Origin of the sequence: Rhizobium quercicola, from assembly GCF_021168455.1 — a bacterium.
Classification (GTDB): Bacteria; Pseudomonadota; Alphaproteobacteria; order Rhizobiales; family Rhizobiaceae; genus Ferranicluibacter; species Ferranicluibacter quercicola.
The window spans coordinates 187,413-204,627 of the sequence record NZ_JAJOZR010000010.1 but is presented as its reverse complement, the minus strand read 5'-3'; the positions used below and the strand labels follow the sequence as shown (position 1 = coordinate 204,627).

Here is a 17,215-nt window from a genome sequence, read left to right as displayed (position 1 = left end):
TGTCGGAAGGGAAAAAGACCCTCTCCGCCCGTCAGGACAGAGAGGGTCTTGTCTCGAACCCCAAAACCCCAGCCCTACAACGGAATGTCATTCTCCGCCGCAAAGGCCTTCAGCAGTTCGCGCGGCGTGCGCGTTCCCTTTGTGTCGTCCAGCAGGGCGTTCAGCTCCGGCGACAGCCGCGCCAGATCCGTCGACAGCAACATCGCCTTGACGGGCCCGACGGCCGTGGGCGACATCGACAGGGAGCGGAAGCCGATAGCGAGCAGTGCCAAAGCCGAGAGCGGCTTCGACGCCATCTCGCCGCAGAGCGTGACGGACGTGGTGTTGCGCTCGCCGGCGCGCACGATGTCGCGCAGCATCCGCAGGAACGGGCGGCTCAGCACGTCGAAGCGATCCGACACGCGCGAATTGCCGCGGTCCACCGCCATCGTGAACTGGAAGAGGTCGTTGGAACCGACCGAAACGAAATCGACCTCGCTCATCAGCTCGTCCAGCTGGTAGAGCAGCGCCGGGACTTCCAGCATCGCGCCGAACTGCAGCTTGCGCGGCAGCTGCTCGCCGACCTTCGACTGCCGCTGGATTTCCTTCTGCAGGAGCTCGCGCACCGCCTTCAGCTCGAAGACCTCCGTCACCATGGGCAGCATGATGCGCAGTTCCTGACCTGCCGAAGCCCGCAGCATGGCGCGCAACTGCGTGCGCAAGAGTCCCGGCCGGTCGAGCGACAGGCGGATCGCCCGCCAGCCGAGTGCGGGGTTTTCCTCTTCGGCCGCCCGGAAATAGGGCACCACCTTGTCGCCGCCGATATCGAGTGTGCGGAACGTCACCGGCTTGCCGGCCGCCTGCTTCAGCACGTTGCGGTAGAAGGCCTCCTGCTCCTCCATCCGCGGCATGGTCGAGGCGATCATGAACTGCAGCTCGGTGCGGAACAGGCCGATGCCCTCGGCGCCCGATTCGTCCAGCTGCGGCAGATCCACCATCAGGCCGGCATTCATCTGCAGCCGGATGCGGCTGCCGTCCCGGGTGATCGGCTCGACGCCGCGAAGCGCGCGGAACTGCTCCTGCCGCCGCGCGCGCAGACGCACCTTCTCCTCATAGGCCCGCTGCAGGTCGGCCATGGGGCGCAGATGCACCTTGGCGTCGTCGCCGTCGATGATCATCGCGTCGCCGTTCTCGGCCAGCGCCACGGCCCCCGCCGCCTGGCCGACGACCGGGATGCCCATGGCGCGGGCGACGATGACGACATGGCTCGTCACCGCGCCGTCTTCCAGCACCAGGCCCCGCACGTTCTCGCGCGGATAATCGAGCAGTTCGGCCGCCCCCATCGCCCGGGCAACGACGACGGCATCGACCGGGAAATCCTTGTCCGAGACGCGTGCGCCATAGCCCGTCAGCTGCCGCAGCAGCCGGTTGGCCAGATCGTCGAAATCGTGCATGCGTTCGCGCAGATACGGGTCCGTCAGGCGCATCATCCGCGCCTTGGTCTCGCTCTGCACCCGCTCGACGGCCGCTTCCGCCGTCAGGCCGTTGCGAATGGCCTCCTCGAGCTTGCGCACCCAGCCGCGGTCATGCGCAAACATCCGGTAGGCCTCGAGCACGGCGCGGTGCTCACCCTCCATGGACACGTCGCGCCGCGACAGCATGTCGTCGATCGAGATCCGCAGCGACCCCAGCGCTTCGCCGAGCCGCAACAGCTCCTTGTCCGTATCGTCGTTCAGCAGGTTGGTGACGACGATGCGCGGCTCGTGCAGCACGACATAGCCAAGACCCACGCCCTCGTTGAAGCCGGAGCCCTCGATGGTCACGGGACGCGACAGGTCGAGTTCGAGACCGGGGCGCGTGATCTTCTTGAGTTCGCCCGTCGCGACCATTTCGGCCAGCACCATGGCGGTGGTCTCGAGCGCTTCCACCTCGTCGTCGCGATAGGTGCGGCTCGCCTTGTTCTGCACGACGAGAACGCCGAGCGACCGCCCGGTGCGCAGGATCGGCACGCCGAGGAAGGAGTGATAGACCTCCTCGCCCGTTTCCGGCAGGTAGGTGAAGGCGGGGTGCGACTGGGCGTCGGACAGGTTGAGCGGCCGGGCGCTGGCGGCAATGGTCCCGACGAGGCCCTGCCCCATCTGCAGCTGGGCCAGGTGCACGGCGTCCTTGTTCAGACCTTCGGTGGCGTAGAGTTCGAGCACGCCATCGGAGCGCAGCACATAGACCGAGCAGACTTCCGCGACCATGTTCTGTGCGATCTGGCGCACGATCCGGTCAAGCCGCTCCTGCGGCTCCAGCGGCTCCGCCATCAGTTCGCGCAGCCGCTTGAGAAGAACGCGTGGACCGGACAGGTCTCTCATCGCGCAACGTCTCCCCGATCAAAGAGTGGAGGTGCAGGCACCCCGGGCCGGCAGCACTTCGGCCGCTTCGCTTAAGTCTTATCCAGCCCGTAGACGGAATGCAAAGTCCGAACGGCCAATTCGGCATATGCACCGTCGATCAGGATGGAAATCTTGATTTCCGAGGTCGTGATCGCCTTGATGTTGATGCCCTTTTCGGCCAGCGCCCGGAAAGCCGACGCCGCAACGCCCGCATGGCTGCGCATACCGATGCCGATCACCGACACCTTGGCGAGGCCCGATTCGTTCTGGATTGCGTCGAAGCCGACCTTGTCCTTCTCCGCGTCGAGCACGCGCAGCGCCTTGTCGACGTCGCCGGAGGGCACGGTGAAGGTCATGTCGGTCTTCGATCCGTCCTCGGAAATGTTCTGGACGATCATGTCGACATTGATGTGCGCTTCGGCGAGAGGCCCGAAGATCGCGGCGGAGACACCCGGGCGATCGGCCAGACGCCGCAGCGAAATTTGCGCCTCATCCTTGGCATAGGCGATGCCGGTTACGACTTCCTGTTCCACGATCTCTTCCTCATCACAAATCAGCGTTCCCGGCGGGTTCAAAAGGTCGCCCATGCCGGGCGCGTCGGGGTCTTCGAAACTGGAGCGCACGAAGGTGCGGACCTTGTGCACCATGGCAAGCTCGACCGACCGCACCTGCAGCACCTTGGCGCCGAGCGAGGCCATTTCGAGCATTTCCTCGAACGCGATCTTCTTCAGGCGACGCGCCTTCGGCACGATGCGCGGATCGGTCGTGTAGACGCCGTCCACGTCGGTGTAGATGTCGCAGCGATCCGCCTTGACGGCGGCCGCGATGGCGACGGCGCTCGTATCCGAGCCACCGCGGCCGAGCGTCGCGATGCGGTTGTCCGGACCGAGGCCCTGGAAACCGGCGATGACGGCGACCTGGCCCTCGCCGAAGCGGCGGATGAGGTCGGAGCCGTCGATATCCATGATTCGCGCCGCGCCATGGGCATTGTCGGTGCGGATCGGAATCTGCCAGCCCTGCCAGGAGCGGGCGTTGATGCCGATGTGCTGCAGCGCGATCGCAAGCAGCCCCGACGTCACCTGTTCGCCCGAGGCGACGACGGCGTCATATTCGCGGGCATCGTGCATGGGGGACGCATCGCGCGTCCAGCCGACGAGCTCGTTCGTCTTGCCCGACATGGCGGAGACGACGACGGCCACCTCGTGCCCGGCGTCCACCTCGCGTTTCACATGGCGGGCGACGACCCGGATGCGATCCATGTCCGCGACGGAGGTTCCGCCGAATTTCATCACGATGCGTGCCATCTGCCTCTACCGGTACCAGAGATTGCGCGCGCCGCGCGCCTGCCGAAGTTGGCGGTTCCATAGCGAAGTTGCCGGAAACGCGCAATGGCATAGGGTGGCTTCGACGCCACGCCGTCTATGCAGGGCGGGTCTTCCTGTCGCAGCCCTTGACAATGGGAGGGCCGCGGACGACTTCACGGATGACGCTTGAGTTTCCCGGAGACGACTTCATGACAGACGCGGCCCGCACGACCATCGACCAGTCCGAAGTCGATCGCTTTTCGGCGCTGGCCGCGGAGTGGTGGAACCCGCACGGCAAGTTCAAGCCGCTGCACAAGTTCAATCCGGTGCGCCTCGGCTATATCCGCAATCGTGCCGCGGAAACCTTCGGCCGCGATCCCAAGGCGCCACGTCCGCTTGAGGGCCTGCGCCTGCTCGATATCGGCTGCGGCGGCGGCCTACTCTCCGAGCCGATGGCGCGCATGGGTGCGGATGTCGTCGGGGCCGACGCCTCCGAGAAGAACATCCGCATTGCGCAGACGCATGCGGCCGGCAGCGGCGTGTCCGTCGATTACCGCGCCGTTACCGCCGAAGCTCTGGCGGAGGCCGGCGAGACCTTCGATATCGTGCTCAACATGGAGGTCGTGGAGCACGTCTCCGATGTCGAGTTCTTCCTGTCCACCTGCGCCTCCATGGTGCGCCCGGGCGGCATGATGGTCGTTGCCACGATCAACCGCACGATGAAGGCGGCAGCGCTCGCCATCTTCGCTGCCGAGAACGTCCTGCGCTGGTTGCCCCGCGGCACGCATCAATACGAAAAACTGGTCCGGCCGGAAGAAATCGAAAAGCCGCTCTCGGCCTCGGGATTGACGATCACGGAGCGCACGGGCGTCTTCTTCAGCCCGTTCACGAACCAGTGGAACCTGTCGCGCGACATGGACGTCAACTACATGATGATCGCCAAGCGCCCGCGTAGCTAGAATTCGGGCCGGCGGGGCCGTCAGTTGACCTCGTCGGGCAGGATCGGCAGCGGCGCGACCGCGATGCCCTCCTCGATCAGCGCCCGCGCCTCTTCCACCGTCGCACGGCCGATCAGCCCGCGGGCGTCGGCTTCGCCATAGTGGATCTTCCGGGCTTCCTCGGGAAACTTCTCGCCGACATCATCGGCATTGGCGCGAATGGTGGACACCATCTCGCGGATCTTGGAGATCGCCACCTGCTGCGCCTGATCCATCATCAGGCCACGCTGCTTGTCCTTGCGCCGCCCGGTCGAAAGCGCCGGCGCCATCAGCGCCCGGTCGACCGAGGCCGTGCCGCAGACCGGACAGGTCACCAGCCCGCATTCGGCTTGCGCCTCGAAGTCCACACTCGACCCGAACCAGCCCTCGAAGCCGTGGCCCTTGTCGCAGGTGAGTGCATAGCGGATCACGCGGCGACGCCCCCGGTCGTCGGGACGCTGTCGCCGATAGTCGCCACTGAGAAATCGCGTGCATTCTTCAGGTTCGGGATCTTGCCGCGCGCCGCGGCAACGGCGGCGATATCGATATCGGCCACGATGACGGCTTCGCCGCTCGGGCCGGCTTCGGCGAGGATACGACCCCAGGGATCGACGATCATCGAATGCCCGAAGGTCTCGCGTCCGTCCTCATGCACGCCGCCCTGCGCCGCCGCGATCAGGAAGAAGCCGTTCTCGATGGCGCGCGCCCGCAACAGGATTTCCCAATGCGCCTCGCCGGTCTGGCGGGTGAAGGCGGCGGGAACGGTCATGATCTGCGCGCCGGCCACCGCCTGCCGGCGGAAAAGCTCGGGAAACCGCACGTCGTAGCAGATCGAGAAGCCGAGCTGACCGAACGGCAGATCGACCACCCGCGCCGTCTCGCCCGGCGTGTAGGAGGCACTTTCGCGCCAGCTTTCGCCATTGTCGAGATCGACGTCGAACATATGGATCTTGTCGTAATGGCAGATCTTTTCGCCGTCCGGGCCGAACAGAAAACCGCGATTGGCAATCTTCCCGTCGGCAAGGCTGATGGCCGTCGAGCCGATATGCAGGTGGATGCCAAGCTCCGCGGCCAAGCCCCGTGCCGTGCGCACGATCACGTCCTCGTCTTCCCCGCGCAGGGCGGCACGCAGCGCCGCCCGGTCGCGCTGCAGCGCGCCGGTCATCTCCGGCGTCTGCACATAGGTGGCGCCCCGGGCCGCCGCATCGCGAACGAGCGCGGACAGGGCCGTCGCGTTCTTCTCGGGCGCGGTGCCGGAGCACATCTGGACGGCGGCGACGCGGAGGGTCATGGGGCCGGTATCCTCAGGCTGCCAGCATGGGGTCGAGCTTGCCGGCCTTGTCGAGCGCATGCAGATCGTCGCAGCCACCCACATGGGTGCCGTTGATGAAGATCTGCGGAAATGTCGAGCCGCCATTCGCCTTGGCGATCATCTCCTGACGGAGATCCGGCGAATAGGTCGCATCATGCTCCAAGAAGGAGACGCCCTTGCTGGACAGGAGCTTCTTGGCGGCGGCGCAATAGCCGCAGGCCTGACGGGTATAGAGTACGACGGAAGCCATGTACGACACCTGTTTTCGGAGCGTGTTTCCGCATCGGCACGGCGCCGGTGCGCTGCTAAGTCCGACACGTCCGGCAGGAAACCGTCATGGCCCTGCCGCCTGTCGTCCTCCGGTCATATAAGCACGGTCACGGCTCTTGCAAAGGTCAAAACCGTCACCTCGCGCGCGCCGGCCCGCTTCAGCGCCCGCGTCGCCGCGGCAACCGTGGCGCCCGTGGTATAGACGTCGTCGACGAGCACGATGTGCCGGCCGAAGACGAGCGAGCGGCCGGCCTCCGTCACCGTGAAGGCACCGCGCACATTGTCCTGCCGCTGCGTCGCGCCCAGCCCCACCTGCCGCGCCGTGCGCCGCTGGCGCACCAGCGCGGTTGCCAGCATCGGCCGGCCGGAGAGACGGGCGAGCGCCCGCGCCAGTTCGGCCGACTGGTTGAACCGCCGCGACCAGAGCCGGTACTTGTGCAGCGGCACCGGAACGATCGCATCCGCCGCCTCGACCACCCCTTCGCCGGCCCGCAGCATCCAGGCGGCCATCATCGGCGCAAGGTCGGTGCGGTCGGTATATTTCAGCGCATGCACGAGATCGCGCGCGATACCCGTATGGATCGCGACCGAGCGCAGACGCGTGAACGGCGGCGGATTGGCAATGGCGTCCGCCGAAAGAATGCCGCGCCCGAGATCGTGAGAGAAGGGCACGCCAAGCACCTCGCAGAACGGACGCTCGATCAGCCGGAGGCTTCCCCAGCAGGCAGGGCACACGGCGGCATGCCGCTGGACGAAGCGGCCGCAGCCACGACAGACCGGCGGATAGAGGAGATCGGCCGCGCCACGAGCCGCCGCGAGAAGCCGTGCGGCAAGGGAGGCGCGAAGAGCCCGGCCGCGGCCCGGCACCGGATCGACCGCATCGACATCGATGCCCGCCGGCACCCGACGCTCGGCGCCCATCCGGTGCGTCGTCTCGACAGGCTGCCACTCACCATCCATAGCTCCGATGCGTCCTTCCGCCCTCTCGACCGTTAGAAGATGGCGCCCACTCTTGCGCAGCCACGCGCCGGCGATGATAGTGGCCGAGAGTTAGGAGACTATCGTGGATATCGTATTTGACCAGCCTCTTGTGGAAGCCCGGCGCCTGCGGGCATTGAAGGCCGGCGATCAGAAGGCGCAATTCCTGCTCGACATCGTGGCGGAGGATCTCGCCGAAAGGCTCGCGGTGGTGGAGCGCCGTTTCGACACGGCGGTCGAGCTTCACGGCTACACGGGCATCGCCGCCCGCGCGCTGCTGGCGACCGGTAAGATCGGCAGGCTCACACGCATCGAGACGGACAGCGCGTTCGGCGGATCGGACGACGTTCTCGTCGCGCCTCTGGAAACCGTGCCGGTGGCGCCGGCCAGTGCCAATCTGGTCGTGTCCCCGCTCTCGCTCCACCTGACGAACGACACGCCCGGCGTGTTCATCCAGGTCCGGCGGGCACTGGCGCCGGACGGCCTGTTCCTCGCGGCCATACCCGGCAACGGCACGCTGCAGGAACTGCGGGAGGTGTTGCTGGCGGCCGAGAGCGAAATCACCGGCGGTGCCAGCCCGCGCGTCATTCCCTTCGCCGACGTCCGCGACATCGGCGCGCTGCTGCAGCGCGCGGGCTTTGCCCTGCCCGTAACGGATACGGAAACCTATACCGTCCGCTATGCCTCGCTGTTTGCGCTGATGAAGGATCTGCGGGCCATGGGCATGACCAACACGCTGGTCGCCCGCAGCCGCAAGCCACTCTCCCGCGCCGTCTTCCTGCGCGCTGCGGAGCTTTACGCCGAGCGATTCTCGGATCCGGACGGCCGCATCCGTGCGACGTTCTCGGTCATCTATCTCTCCGGCTGGGCACCGCATGAAAGCCAGCAGAAGCCCCTGGCGCCGGGCTCCGCAAAGATGCGGCTGGCGGATGCCTTGAAGGTGGAGGGGACATCCGGCGGCAACGCAAAGGGCAACGACGGACGTCGATAGCCTCACGGTTTCGCGAGGGCATCCTTGGCGGCGTTGAAGACATTCGTCAGCTGCTGCGTCATCGCGCCGAAACCGGCGATGATGGCGACGGCGATAATGCCGCCGATCAGACCGTATTCGATCGCGGTCGCACCGCTGCGGTCGGAGAAGAATCGCTGAAACAGAGACATCACAGGCGCACGCTCCAGACCGTTTTCCTCAGCATCCGCTCTTGCCGCCATCGCCATTGACGATGCAGACGGCGCCCGGCATTTCCTGCAGGACGCTGCGGCGCACGGTGTAGCGCTTGGTCGCCTTGTCGTCGGGAATGGAGCCGGTCGAGATGGTGTCGTAGTCGATCGGCGCGTTGGCGAGAACCTTGGTGGTGTTCTTGCTGGCCATCATCGGGGTGAGGATCAGCGTCAGCGCGATCACCGCGGTCCCAAACAGCAGCGCAAGATTGAGCACGCCTGTCCGCCGGTACTCGCCCTTCGTCAGGTCCTTGTCCTGAACCGTTCTCCAGAAATCATCGTCCACCATGGCCTGCCTCTTGCCTTTCCGACGCGGCGGAATGCTCCGTTCCATCCTCGATCGCCGCGCGCCGGTCCCGACCTCCAGAGGGAGGGCGCGACTCGGCATCACGTGCTGGCCATTGTGCCGGTTGGAGATAAACGTTCCATTAACGCACAGGCGGGACTGCCCCGAAAATGCCTTTCCTTCTCCGCATTTAGGCAGACATTGGAAAGGTTTTGCGGATAGGGCGGACGGCCTCGGGGACGGCAGGCGGCTACAGAAGATCCATGAGATAGGGAATGAGCGGTTCGTCGGCCGGCGGCATCGGATAGTCGCGCAGCGCCTTCGCCCGCACCCATTTCAGCGCCTGCCCCTCCCGCCCCTGCGGCACGCCCTCGTAACGGCGGCAGACGTAAAGCGGCATCAGCAGGTGAAAATCCGCATAGGCATGGCTGGCAAACGTCAGAGGTGCCAGGCAGGCGACCTTGGTGCGGATGCCGAGCTCCTCCTCCAGCTCCCGGATCAGCGTCTCCTCGGGCGTCTCGCCCGTCTCGACCTTGCCGCCGGGAAACTCCCAGAGACCCGCCATGGACTTGCCCTCCGGCCGCTGCGCGAGCAGGATGCGGCCGTCGCCGTCGATGAGGGCGCAGGCGGCAACGAGCAGCAGACGGCGGGGCTGGGTGGAATCCATGGTCATTCTCCCGCAGGCGTTCGATAGAGATAACGGTAGGCCTCGGTGAAGCCGAGCCCGCGATAGAGCGCCAGCGCCGGCACGTTTTCGGCCTCGACGGCAAGCCACGCCTTGCGCGCGCCTTTCAGCCGCGCCCAGCGCAGGCTGGCACCGACGATATCGCGCCCGATGCCCTCGCCGCGACGCTCGGGCCGGACGGCAACGAGCAGCAGTCCCGCAAGATCGTAATCCTGCACCGCCAGCGCGACCGCCGTCGGCCCCTCACCCACATCCTCGAACAGGAACAGCCCGCATTCCGCCCGGATCGCCTCGATCACGGCGGTCAGTGCGGCCCTGCTCTCCGGCGGGTCGCCGGCAATCGCCATGCGCGCGTCCACGAAGCGCGCGACGTCGCGCAACGGTACATGGCCGAGCTCGTCGCTCGCCGGATGCGGCGGGATGTCCGCTGTCATGACGATGGTTTCGGACAGGCGCGTCCAGCCCGTCGCATCGAGATGGGCAACGAGGCCGGGCGGTGTCAGCGGCGTCTGCCGCACGGTCGGCACCAGACCGGCGTCGCGAAACCGACGCGCGGCCCGCTCCAGCCGGCCCGCCATGTCGCTGCCGTCATGCGGGTCGAGCGGATTGATCGAGTTCAGCCGGCGCGAGCCGTGTCCGGGCGTCAGCCGCACCAGCCAGCTGCCGTCATACTGTGCGCTCGCCGCCGGCCAGGCCCGAAAGCCGATCGCCTCGAGCCGCCGCACCAGCGGCAGCCTCAATCGTGTGGTCTCATCCAGCATCGGCCTATCCGGTGGGGTCATCGCAGGAGCCCGATCGCGCGATCAGCTCCGGTAGTCGCCATTGATCTCGATATATTCCTTGGTCAGGTCGCAGGTATAGACCGTCGCCGTGCCGGATCCGAGCCCGATCTCGACCTTGATGGCGATGTCCTGCGCCTTCATGACGGCGGACGCGGCGGCTTCGGAATAGGCCGGGTCGCGCTCGCCGTTGACGGCGACGCGGATGTCGCCGAACCAGATGGCGAGCAGGTCGCGGTCGGCCTTCTCGCCGGCCTTGCCGACGGCCATGACCACGCGGCCCCAATTGGCATCCTCGCCCGCCACCGCCGTCTTGACGAGCGGCGAGTTGGCGATCGACAGGCCGATGCGCTTGGCGGCGGCGTCGCTTTCGGCGCCTTCGACCGTGACGGCCACCATCTTGCGTGCACCCTCGCCGTCCCGCACCACCTGCAGAGCAAGGTCGAACAGCACGGCATTCAGCGCTGCGCGGAACCCGTCAAGGGCGGCATCCGCGGCATCCTCGATGCGCGCCTGCCCGTCGGCAGCGGCGGCCCCCGTTGCAAACAGCATCAGCGTGTCCGACGTCGAGGTATCGCTATCCACCGTTACCGAATTGAACGACGGACCGACACCGTCCGACAGGAGCGCCTGCAACGCCTGCGGCGCGATGTCGGCATCGGTGACGACGAAGGACAGCATCGTCGCCATGTCGGGCGCGATCATGCCGGCACCCTTGGCGATGCCGTTGATGGTCACCGTGACGCCGCCGATCTCGGCCGAGCGGGTCGCGACCTTGGGATAGGTGTCCGTGGTCATGATGGCCTTGGCGGCCTCGAACCAGAAATCTTCCCGGCCCCGGTCCTTCATGTCGCCGAGCACGCCGGCGAACTTCGTGGCGTCCAGCGGCTCGCCGATGACGCCGGTGGAGGCGAGGAACACCTCGCCCGTCGAGCAGCCCACGGCCTCGGCCGCCGATTGTGCGGTCAGCGCCGTCGCGGCACGGCCCTTGACGCCGGTAAACGCATTGGCGTTGCCCGAGTTGACGACGACCGCGCGGGCGCCGCCGCCGGAAAGGTTCTGCCGGCAGAAATCGACGGCGGCCGACGGGCAGAGAGAGCGGGTGAACACGCCGGCGACGGAGGCCGGCGCGTCGAACACCATCATCAGCACGTCCGTCCGGTTCTTGTACTTGATGCCGGCTTCGGCCGTCGCCATGCGCACGCCGCGCACCGGCGGCATCTCGGCGAAGGTTTTCGGGGCAAGCGGGGAAACGGAACCGGACATGGAAGGACCTTCGCGGAGAGGGCTGACGGGAGGGTTGAACGGCGGAGAGGCCGGCGGGGCAAACGAAAATCCCGAAGGATCGCCTTCGGGATTTTCACTCATGATGGACGGTTGTCACAGCAGCGTGACAGACCGGTGCGCGGGAGCAAAGCAGCACCCGATCCTCTCACCGGGAGGATCGGACCGCTCGAACCCGCGTCCGGCTCAGTTCGCGCCTTCGACAGCGTCGCCTTCGGTGGCGCCGGCCTCGTCGGCCTTGTTGGCCTCGTCATAGGCCTTCTTGAGCGCGGGATCGCTGATCTCGACGCCGGCATCCTTCTTGGCATCGGCCAGAAGCGCCAGATACTTGTCGCGCATGACGAGCTGCTTGACCTGCGGCTCGACCTGGTCGAGCGGCGGCGGCGGCTGCAGGCGCTTGTCCTCGAGCAGGATCACGTGATAGCCGAACTGCGACTTGACCGGGGTCTTCGTGTACGCGCCCTTCTCCAGCGCGAAGGCGGCTTCGGAGAATTCCGGCACCATGCGCTCCTTGGTGAAGTAGCCGAGATCGCCGCCATCGTCCTTGTTCGGATCGGTGGACTTTTCCTTGGCGAGCGTGGCGAAATCCTTGCCGGCGTCGAGCTCCTTGATCACGGCCTTGGCTTCTTCCTCGGTCTTGACGAGGATGTGGCGGGCTTTCACCTCTTCCTGCGGCTTGATCGCGCCGATTTCCTTCTCGTAGCGCGCCTTGACCTCGTCGGCCGTGACGGCATCGACGACGTGCTTCTTGAAGTAGGCATTGTGCAGTTCGCGATCGGTCAGATAGGCGAGACGCTTCTTGAAGTCTTCGCTGTTCTGCACGCCTTCGGCTGCGGCGTCCTTGGCCAGCAGCTTCACATCCACGAGGCCCGAAAGGGCGGCGGCGCGCTTCTGTTCGTCGGGAAGCTGGGCCAGCTGCGGATCGAGGGAGGCGAGCGCCAGATCCAGCTCGGACTGGTGGATCTCGGCGGTCCCGACCTTGGCGACGACCGGATCGGCGGCATCCTGGGCAAACACCGGCCCATGGATCGCGATCACGGCGCCAAGCGCCACGGCAGCGAGCAATCTGGATTTGAACATTCCGTAAACCTTTCCCGATGGGGTACCGGATCCGCCCTTCGCGGCCGGCTTGCCGACCTCACAAACACCAGAATGTGGCCGTTGTGTAGCCTTGCAAAACCGGCATTTTCAGCGAAACGTCGGTCAGCAACTCCCGTTGACATCATTCAACCCCCCTCTTATCTGTCACGCAACCTCGCGTCCAGAACAAGATCCGGGCGTTTTGGCGCAGTTGACGGGAATTCAGACCCACGCGCGGAACGCCGACGTCACATGAAAGGACCATCTTCAATGGTCAGTCTCGGCGGCCTCGCCCGCAAACTCTTCGGGTCCTCCAACGATCGCCGCGTCAAGGGCTACAACACCCGCGTCGCCGCCATCACCGCGCTCGAGCCCGAAATGAAGGCGCTGAGCGACGAAGCCCTGGCGGCCAAGACCGTCGCATTCCGGGAGCAGCTTGCCGCCGGCAAGACGCTGGACGACCTGCTCGTGCCGGCCTTCGCCGTTGCCCGCGAGGCCGCCCGCCGCGTGCTCGGCCTGCGCCCCTTCGACGTGCAGCTGATCGGCGGCATGATCCTGCATGAGAAATCCATCGCCGAAATGAAGACCGGCGAAGGCAAGACGCTCGTCGCGACGCTGCCAGTCTATCTCAACGCGCTCGCCGGCAAGGGCGTGCACGTGGTCACCGTCAACGATTACCTCGCCAGCCGCGACTCGGCCACCATGGCCCGCATCTACGGCTTCCTCGGCCTGTCCACCGGCGTCATCGTCCATGGCCTGACCGACGACCAGCGCAAGGCGGCCTATGCCTGCGACATCACGTACGCGACCAACAACGAGCTCGGCTTCGACTATCTGCGCGACAACATGAAGTACGAGCGCGGACAGATGGTTCAGCGCGGCCACTTCTTCGCCATCGTCGACGAGGTGGACTCGATCCTGGTCGATGAAGCCCGCACGCCGCTGATCATTTCCGGCCCGCTCGACGATCGTTCCGAACTCTACACGACCATCGACGCCTTCATTCCGATGCTGGACGAGGCCGATTACGAAATCGACGAGAAGCAGCGTTCGGCCAACTTCTCCGAAGACGGCACCGAGAAGCTCGAAAACCTGCTGCGCGAGGCCGGGCTGCTCAAGGGCGAGACGCTCTACGACGTCGAGAACGTCGCGATCGTCCACCATGTCAACAACGCGCTGAAGGCCCACAAGCTGTTCCAGCGCGACAAGGACTACATCGTCCGCGGCGACGAGATCGTCATCATCGACGAGTTCACCGGCCGCATGATGCCGGGCCGCCGCTATTCCGAAGGCCAGCATCAGGCGCTGGAAGCTAAGGAAAAGGTGACGATCCAGCCCGAGAACCAGACGCTCGCCTCGATCACCTTCCAGAACTATTTCCGCATGTACGAGAAGCTCGGCGGCATGACCGGCACGGCCTCGACGGAAGCGGAGGAATTCGGCAATATCTACGGCCTCGAAGTCGTGGAAGTGCCCACCAACCTGCCGATCCAGCGGATCGACGACCATGACGAGGTCTACCGGACGACGGAAGAGAAGTTCAAGGCGATCGTCGAGGAAATCCGTCAGGCGAAGGAACGCGACCAGCCCGTTCTCGTCGGCACGACCTCGATCGAGAAGTCCGAGCTTCTGGCCGCCCTGCTCAAGCGCGAGGGCTTTACCGGCTTTCAGGTGCTGAACGCCCGTTATCACGAGCAGGAAGCCTATATCGTCTCCCAGGCCGGCGTTCCCGGCGCGGTGACGATCGCAACCAACATGGCGGGCCGCGGGACCGACATCCAGCTCGGCGGCAATCTCGACATGCGCATCGAAGCCGAACTGCACGACGTCGAGCCGGGCCCGGAGCGCGACCAGCGCGAGGCCGCCATCAAGGCCGAGGTGCAGGTGCTCAAGCAGAAGGCGCTTGCCGCCGGCGGTCTCTACGTTCTTGCGACCGAACGCCACGAAAGCCGCCGTATCGACAACCAGCTGCGCGGCCGCTCGGGCCGTCAGGGCGACCCCGGCCGTTCGAAGTTCTACCTGTCGCTGCAGGACGACCTGATGCGCATCTTCGGCTCCGAGCGCATGGACAGCATGCTGCAGAAGCTCGGCCTGAAGGAAGGCGAGGCGATCGTCCACCCCTGGATCAACAAGGCGCTGGAACGCGCCCAGAAGAAGGTCGAAGCCCGCAACTTCGACACGCGCAAGAACCTCCTGAAGTATGACGACGTGCTGAACGACCAGCGCAAGGTCATCTTCGAGCAGCGCATCGAGATGATGGACAGCGAGGACGTCTCGGAAACCGTGGCCGACATGCGCCATGAGGTCATCGAAGACATCGTCGCCAAGCGCATTCCCGAAAAAGCCTATGCCGAACAGTGGGATGTCGAGGGCTTGAACAACGACGTCCGCGAAACGCTCAACCTCGACCTGCCCATCGCCGCATGGGCCGCCGAGGAAGGCATCGACGAGAACGATATCCGCGAGCGCATTCTGGCGGCCGCCGATCAGGCCAATGCCGAGCGGGCCGAACGCTTCGGCCCGGAGATCATGCGCTATGTCGAGCGCTCGGTCGTGCTGCAGACGCTCGACCATCTCTGGCGCGAGCATATCGTCAATCTCGACCACCTGCGCTCCGTCATCGGCTTCCGCGGCTATGCCCAGCGCGATCCGCTGCAGGAATACAAGGGCGAGGCCTTCGAACTGTTCCAGGCGCTCCTGACCAACCTGCGTCAGGGCGTCACCGCACAGCTGATGCGCGTGGAGCTCGTACGCGACGCGGCACAGGCCCCGCAGCCCGAGCCGCCGGAGATGTTCGGCCACCACATCGACGCCCAGACGGGCGAGGACGAGTTCGCCGACGACCGCAACGTCGCGCTGGTCGCACCGGAGAACCGCGACCCGACCAACCCCGCCACCTGGGGCCGCGTCTCCCGCAACGAGGCCTGCCCCTGCGGCTCCGGCAAGAAGTACAAGCACTGCCACGGCGCCTTCGAAGCCACCGAGGCCTGAGACACGACACCGGAGCAGGGGTTCGCGGCATGAAGGACGAAGCCCTGCAGATCGGCCGCTACGAGATCTTCGTGTTCAATGACGGCCTCTTCGAAGCCAAGGCCGAGTATCTCCATCACCTCGACGGCCCCGCCGCCTGCGCGGCGGCGGTCGAAGGGTGGGGCAAGACCTCCACGATGCTGGACGTCAACGCATTCGCGCTTCGCGGCCCGGATGGCGACATGCTGATCGACACCGGCGCCGGCACGGCCTGGGGGTCGGGCTTCGGCCACGCCCGCGCTGCGATGGCGGCCAACGGGTTTACGCCCGAGAGCTTTACACGCATCCTGCTCACGCACATTCACGGCGACCATGCCTACGGTCTCCTGAACGATGACGGCACCGCCTATTTTCCCAATGCTGAGATCCTCGTGCCGCAGGTCGATCTGGCCTTCTTCGGCGATCCGGCCCTGCGCGAGACCGTGCCGGAAGCCCGCCGCGGCGGCTTCGTCGTCGCGGACACACTGCGACAGGCCTACGGCTCGAGAATCCGCAGCCTGTCGCCCGGCCCGATCCTCGAGGGCATCGAGGCCATTGCCCTCCCCGGGCATACGCCGGGCCAGATGGGCTACCGCCTGCAGGGCGGCGACCGCGATCTCCTGCTTCTCGCCGATGCGCTTCACATCGCCGAGCTGCAGCTTGCCGATCCAAGGCTCGGCCTCGTCTTCGATCTCGACCCGGCGCAGAGCGCGACCACGCGCCTGGCGACGCTGGAACAGGCCGCAGACCACGGATGGATCGTCGGCGGCGGCCATCTCCACGGCTTCGGCCGGATCGAACGTGCGCAGGCAGGCTTTCGGATGACGGGCCTCTAGCCCGGACACGTGCGGGGCACCGTTAGTCCCTGAAGCGAGCAGCTTGCGGCCCGTGTCCGCCTGCGGCATGATCGTCTTTTTCAAGGGCGCGTATCATGACATCGCTGGATCTCTTCCTTCCCTTTCTGGTCACCGCAGGCCTGTTCGCCTTCCTGCCCGGCCCGGCCATGCTTTATGTCGCCGCCCGGACCGTCGCGGCCAGCCGGCGCGCGGGCCTGATGGCGACGCTCGGGATCCATCTCGGCTGCTATGTCCACGTGATCGCTGCGGCTGCGGGCCTGTCGATGCTCTTCGAGGCCGTGCCGACGGCCTATCTGGCCGTGAAGCTCGCCGGCGCCGCCTATCTCGTCTATCTCGGTATCGTCCTCTTCCGCACCCCGCCACGCCGCGACGGCGACGTGAACGGCATGGCCGGCCCTGCCCAGAAATCCGCCCGCCGCGCCTTCGTGGAAAGCATGATGGTCGAGGTGTTGAACCCGAAGACGGCGATCTTCTTCCTCGCCTTCCTGCCGCAGTTCGTCGACCCCGCGGCGACCATCCCGGTCTGGGTCCAGTTCGCCGTGCTCGGCACCATCGTCAACATGATGTTTTCGCTGGCGGATATCGTCTGCGTCCTTCTTGCGGAAGCGGTTCTGGCGCGGCTGCGCACCTCGGGTCGGGCCGAGCGCCTGATGCAGAAGATCGGCGGCACGATCCTCGTCGGCCTCGGCCTCAACGTGGCGTTGAGCCGGGCGTAATCCCTGCCATTCGAGCGTCCGTCCCAACGGAATATTAACGCCGATGTCGCATCATCCCGGCTGGTCGTACTGCGTACAGGTCGGGTAGCGTTTCGTG

17 protein-coding genes are annotated in these 17,215 nt (G+C 66.0%); 5 read left to right on the top strand and 12 right to left on the bottom strand.

Going from position 1 to position 17,215, the window contains the following annotated elements:
* Window positions 1-74 precede the first annotated feature (74 nt).
* Together ptsP and LRX75_RS16770 are read right to left on the bottom strand one after the other, a co-directional pair.
* Complete coding sequence (gene ptsP, locus LRX75_RS16775) at window positions 75-2,339, bottom strand: phosphoenolpyruvate--protein phosphotransferase (RefSeq protein WP_231815830.1); 2,265 nt, start codon at window positions 2,337-2,339, stop codon at window positions 75-77.
* A 71-nt stretch (window positions 2,340-2,410) separates the two neighbouring features.
* Window positions 2,411-3,664: an aspartate kinase gene (locus LRX75_RS16770; protein ID WP_113150825.1), complete on the bottom strand. Its 1,254-nt coding sequence runs from the start codon at window positions 3,662-3,664 to the stop codon at window positions 2,411-2,413.
* 209 nt (window positions 3,665-3,873) lie between these two features.
* On the opposite strand from LRX75_RS16770, the gene ubiG reads away from it, so the two are divergent.
* Entirely contained in the window at window positions 3,874-4,623 is a 750-nt protein-coding gene (gene ubiG, locus LRX75_RS16765) for a bifunctional 2-polyprenyl-6-hydroxyphenol methylase/3-demethylubiquinol 3-O-methyltransferase UbiG (RefSeq protein WP_231815829.1), read from the top strand.
* Between the two features lie 20 nt (window positions 4,624-4,643).
* On the opposite strand, the gene LRX75_RS16760 is transcribed toward ubiG, so the two are convergent.
* The 4 genes from LRX75_RS16760 to LRX75_RS16745 form a co-directional block, all read right to left on the bottom strand.
* Window positions 4,644-5,072, bottom strand: coding sequence for a DUF1178 family protein (locus LRX75_RS16760; RefSeq protein WP_231815828.1), 429 nt, complete (start codon window positions 5,070-5,072; stop codon window positions 4,644-4,646).
* Window positions 5,069-5,932, bottom strand: a complete 864-nt coding sequence (locus LRX75_RS16755; RefSeq protein WP_231815827.1) for a carbon-nitrogen hydrolase family protein — start codon at window positions 5,930-5,932, stop codon at window positions 5,069-5,071. The genes LRX75_RS16760 and LRX75_RS16755 overlap by 4 nt, the downstream gene beginning before the upstream one ends.
* 13 nt (window positions 5,933-5,945) lie before the next feature.
* Entirely contained in the window at window positions 5,946-6,203 is a 258-nt protein-coding gene (gene grxC, locus LRX75_RS16750; protein WP_231815826.1) for a glutaredoxin 3, read from the bottom strand.
* 113 nt (window positions 6,204-6,316) lie between these two features.
* Window positions 6,317-7,183, bottom strand: a complete 867-nt coding sequence (locus tag LRX75_RS16745; protein ID WP_231815825.1) for a ComF family protein — start codon at window positions 7,181-7,183, stop codon at window positions 6,317-6,319.
* Between the two features lie 103 nt (window positions 7,184-7,286).
* On the opposite strand from LRX75_RS16745, the gene LRX75_RS16740 reads away from it, so the two are divergent.
* A complete protein-coding gene (locus LRX75_RS16740) occupies window positions 7,287-8,192 on the top strand; it encodes a class I SAM-dependent methyltransferase (RefSeq protein ID WP_231815824.1) in 906 nt (301 codons plus the stop codon).
* A 2-nt stretch (window positions 8,193-8,194) separates the two neighbouring features.
* Here LRX75_RS16740 and LRX75_RS16735 read toward each other — a convergent pair whose 3' ends face one another.
* From LRX75_RS16735 to LRX75_RS16710, 6 genes are all read right to left on the bottom strand, one after another.
* A complete protein-coding gene (locus LRX75_RS16735; protein ID WP_231815823.1) occupies window positions 8,195-8,362 on the bottom strand; it encodes a Flp family type IVb pilin in 168 nt (55 codons plus the stop codon).
* A gap of 28 nt (window positions 8,363-8,390) precedes the next feature.
* Entirely contained in the window at window positions 8,391-8,711 is a 321-nt protein-coding gene (locus LRX75_RS16730) for a hypothetical protein (protein WP_092935373.1), read from the bottom strand.
* Between the two features lie 247 nt (window positions 8,712-8,958).
* Window positions 8,959-9,375: an 8-oxo-dGTP diphosphatase MutT gene (mutT, locus tag LRX75_RS16725; protein WP_231815822.1), complete on the bottom strand. Its 417-nt coding sequence runs from the start codon at window positions 9,373-9,375 to the stop codon at window positions 8,959-8,961.
* Between the two features lie 2 nt (window positions 9,376-9,377).
* The gene (locus LRX75_RS16720; RefSeq protein ID WP_231815821.1) at window positions 9,378-10,154 is read right to left on the bottom strand and encodes a GNAT family N-acetyltransferase; all 777 of its coding nucleotides are present in this window, start codon (window positions 10,152-10,154) and stop codon (window positions 9,378-9,380) included.
* A 42-nt stretch (window positions 10,155-10,196) separates the two neighbouring features.
* On the bottom strand, window positions 10,197-11,438 hold the full coding sequence (gene argJ / locus LRX75_RS16715) for a bifunctional glutamate N-acetyltransferase/amino-acid acetyltransferase ArgJ (protein WP_231815820.1): 1,242 nt from the start codon (window positions 11,436-11,438) through the stop codon (window positions 10,197-10,199).
* A 204-nt stretch (window positions 11,439-11,642) separates the two neighbouring features.
* Window positions 11,643-12,536 carry a peptidylprolyl isomerase gene (locus tag LRX75_RS16710; protein WP_231815819.1) on the bottom strand — a complete coding sequence of 298 codons (894 nt, stop codon included), beginning with the start codon at window positions 12,534-12,536 and terminating at the stop codon, window positions 11,643-11,645.
* A gap of 270 nt (window positions 12,537-12,806) precedes the next feature.
* Between LRX75_RS16710 and secA the strand changes: the two genes are divergently transcribed.
* The 3 genes from secA to LRX75_RS16695 all read left to right on the top strand — a co-directional run bounded on the left by secA (window position 12,807) and on the right by LRX75_RS16695 (window position 17,118).
* Window positions 12,807-15,527: a preprotein translocase subunit SecA gene (secA, locus tag LRX75_RS16705; protein WP_231815818.1), complete on the top strand. Its 2,721-nt coding sequence runs from the start codon at window positions 12,807-12,809 to the stop codon at window positions 15,525-15,527.
* A gap of 29 nt (window positions 15,528-15,556) precedes the next feature.
* Entirely contained in the window at window positions 15,557-16,381 is an 825-nt protein-coding gene (gene aidB / locus LRX75_RS16700) for an AidB family quorum-quenching N-acyl homoserine lactonase (RefSeq protein WP_231815817.1), read from the top strand.
* A 95-nt stretch (window positions 16,382-16,476) separates the two neighbouring features.
* Window positions 16,477-17,118 (top strand): LysE family translocator, encoded by a 642-nt coding sequence (locus LRX75_RS16695; RefSeq protein WP_231815816.1) that lies wholly within the window; start codon window positions 16,477-16,479, stop codon window positions 17,116-17,118.
* The last annotated feature ends 97 nt before the right edge of the window (window positions 17,119-17,215 follow it).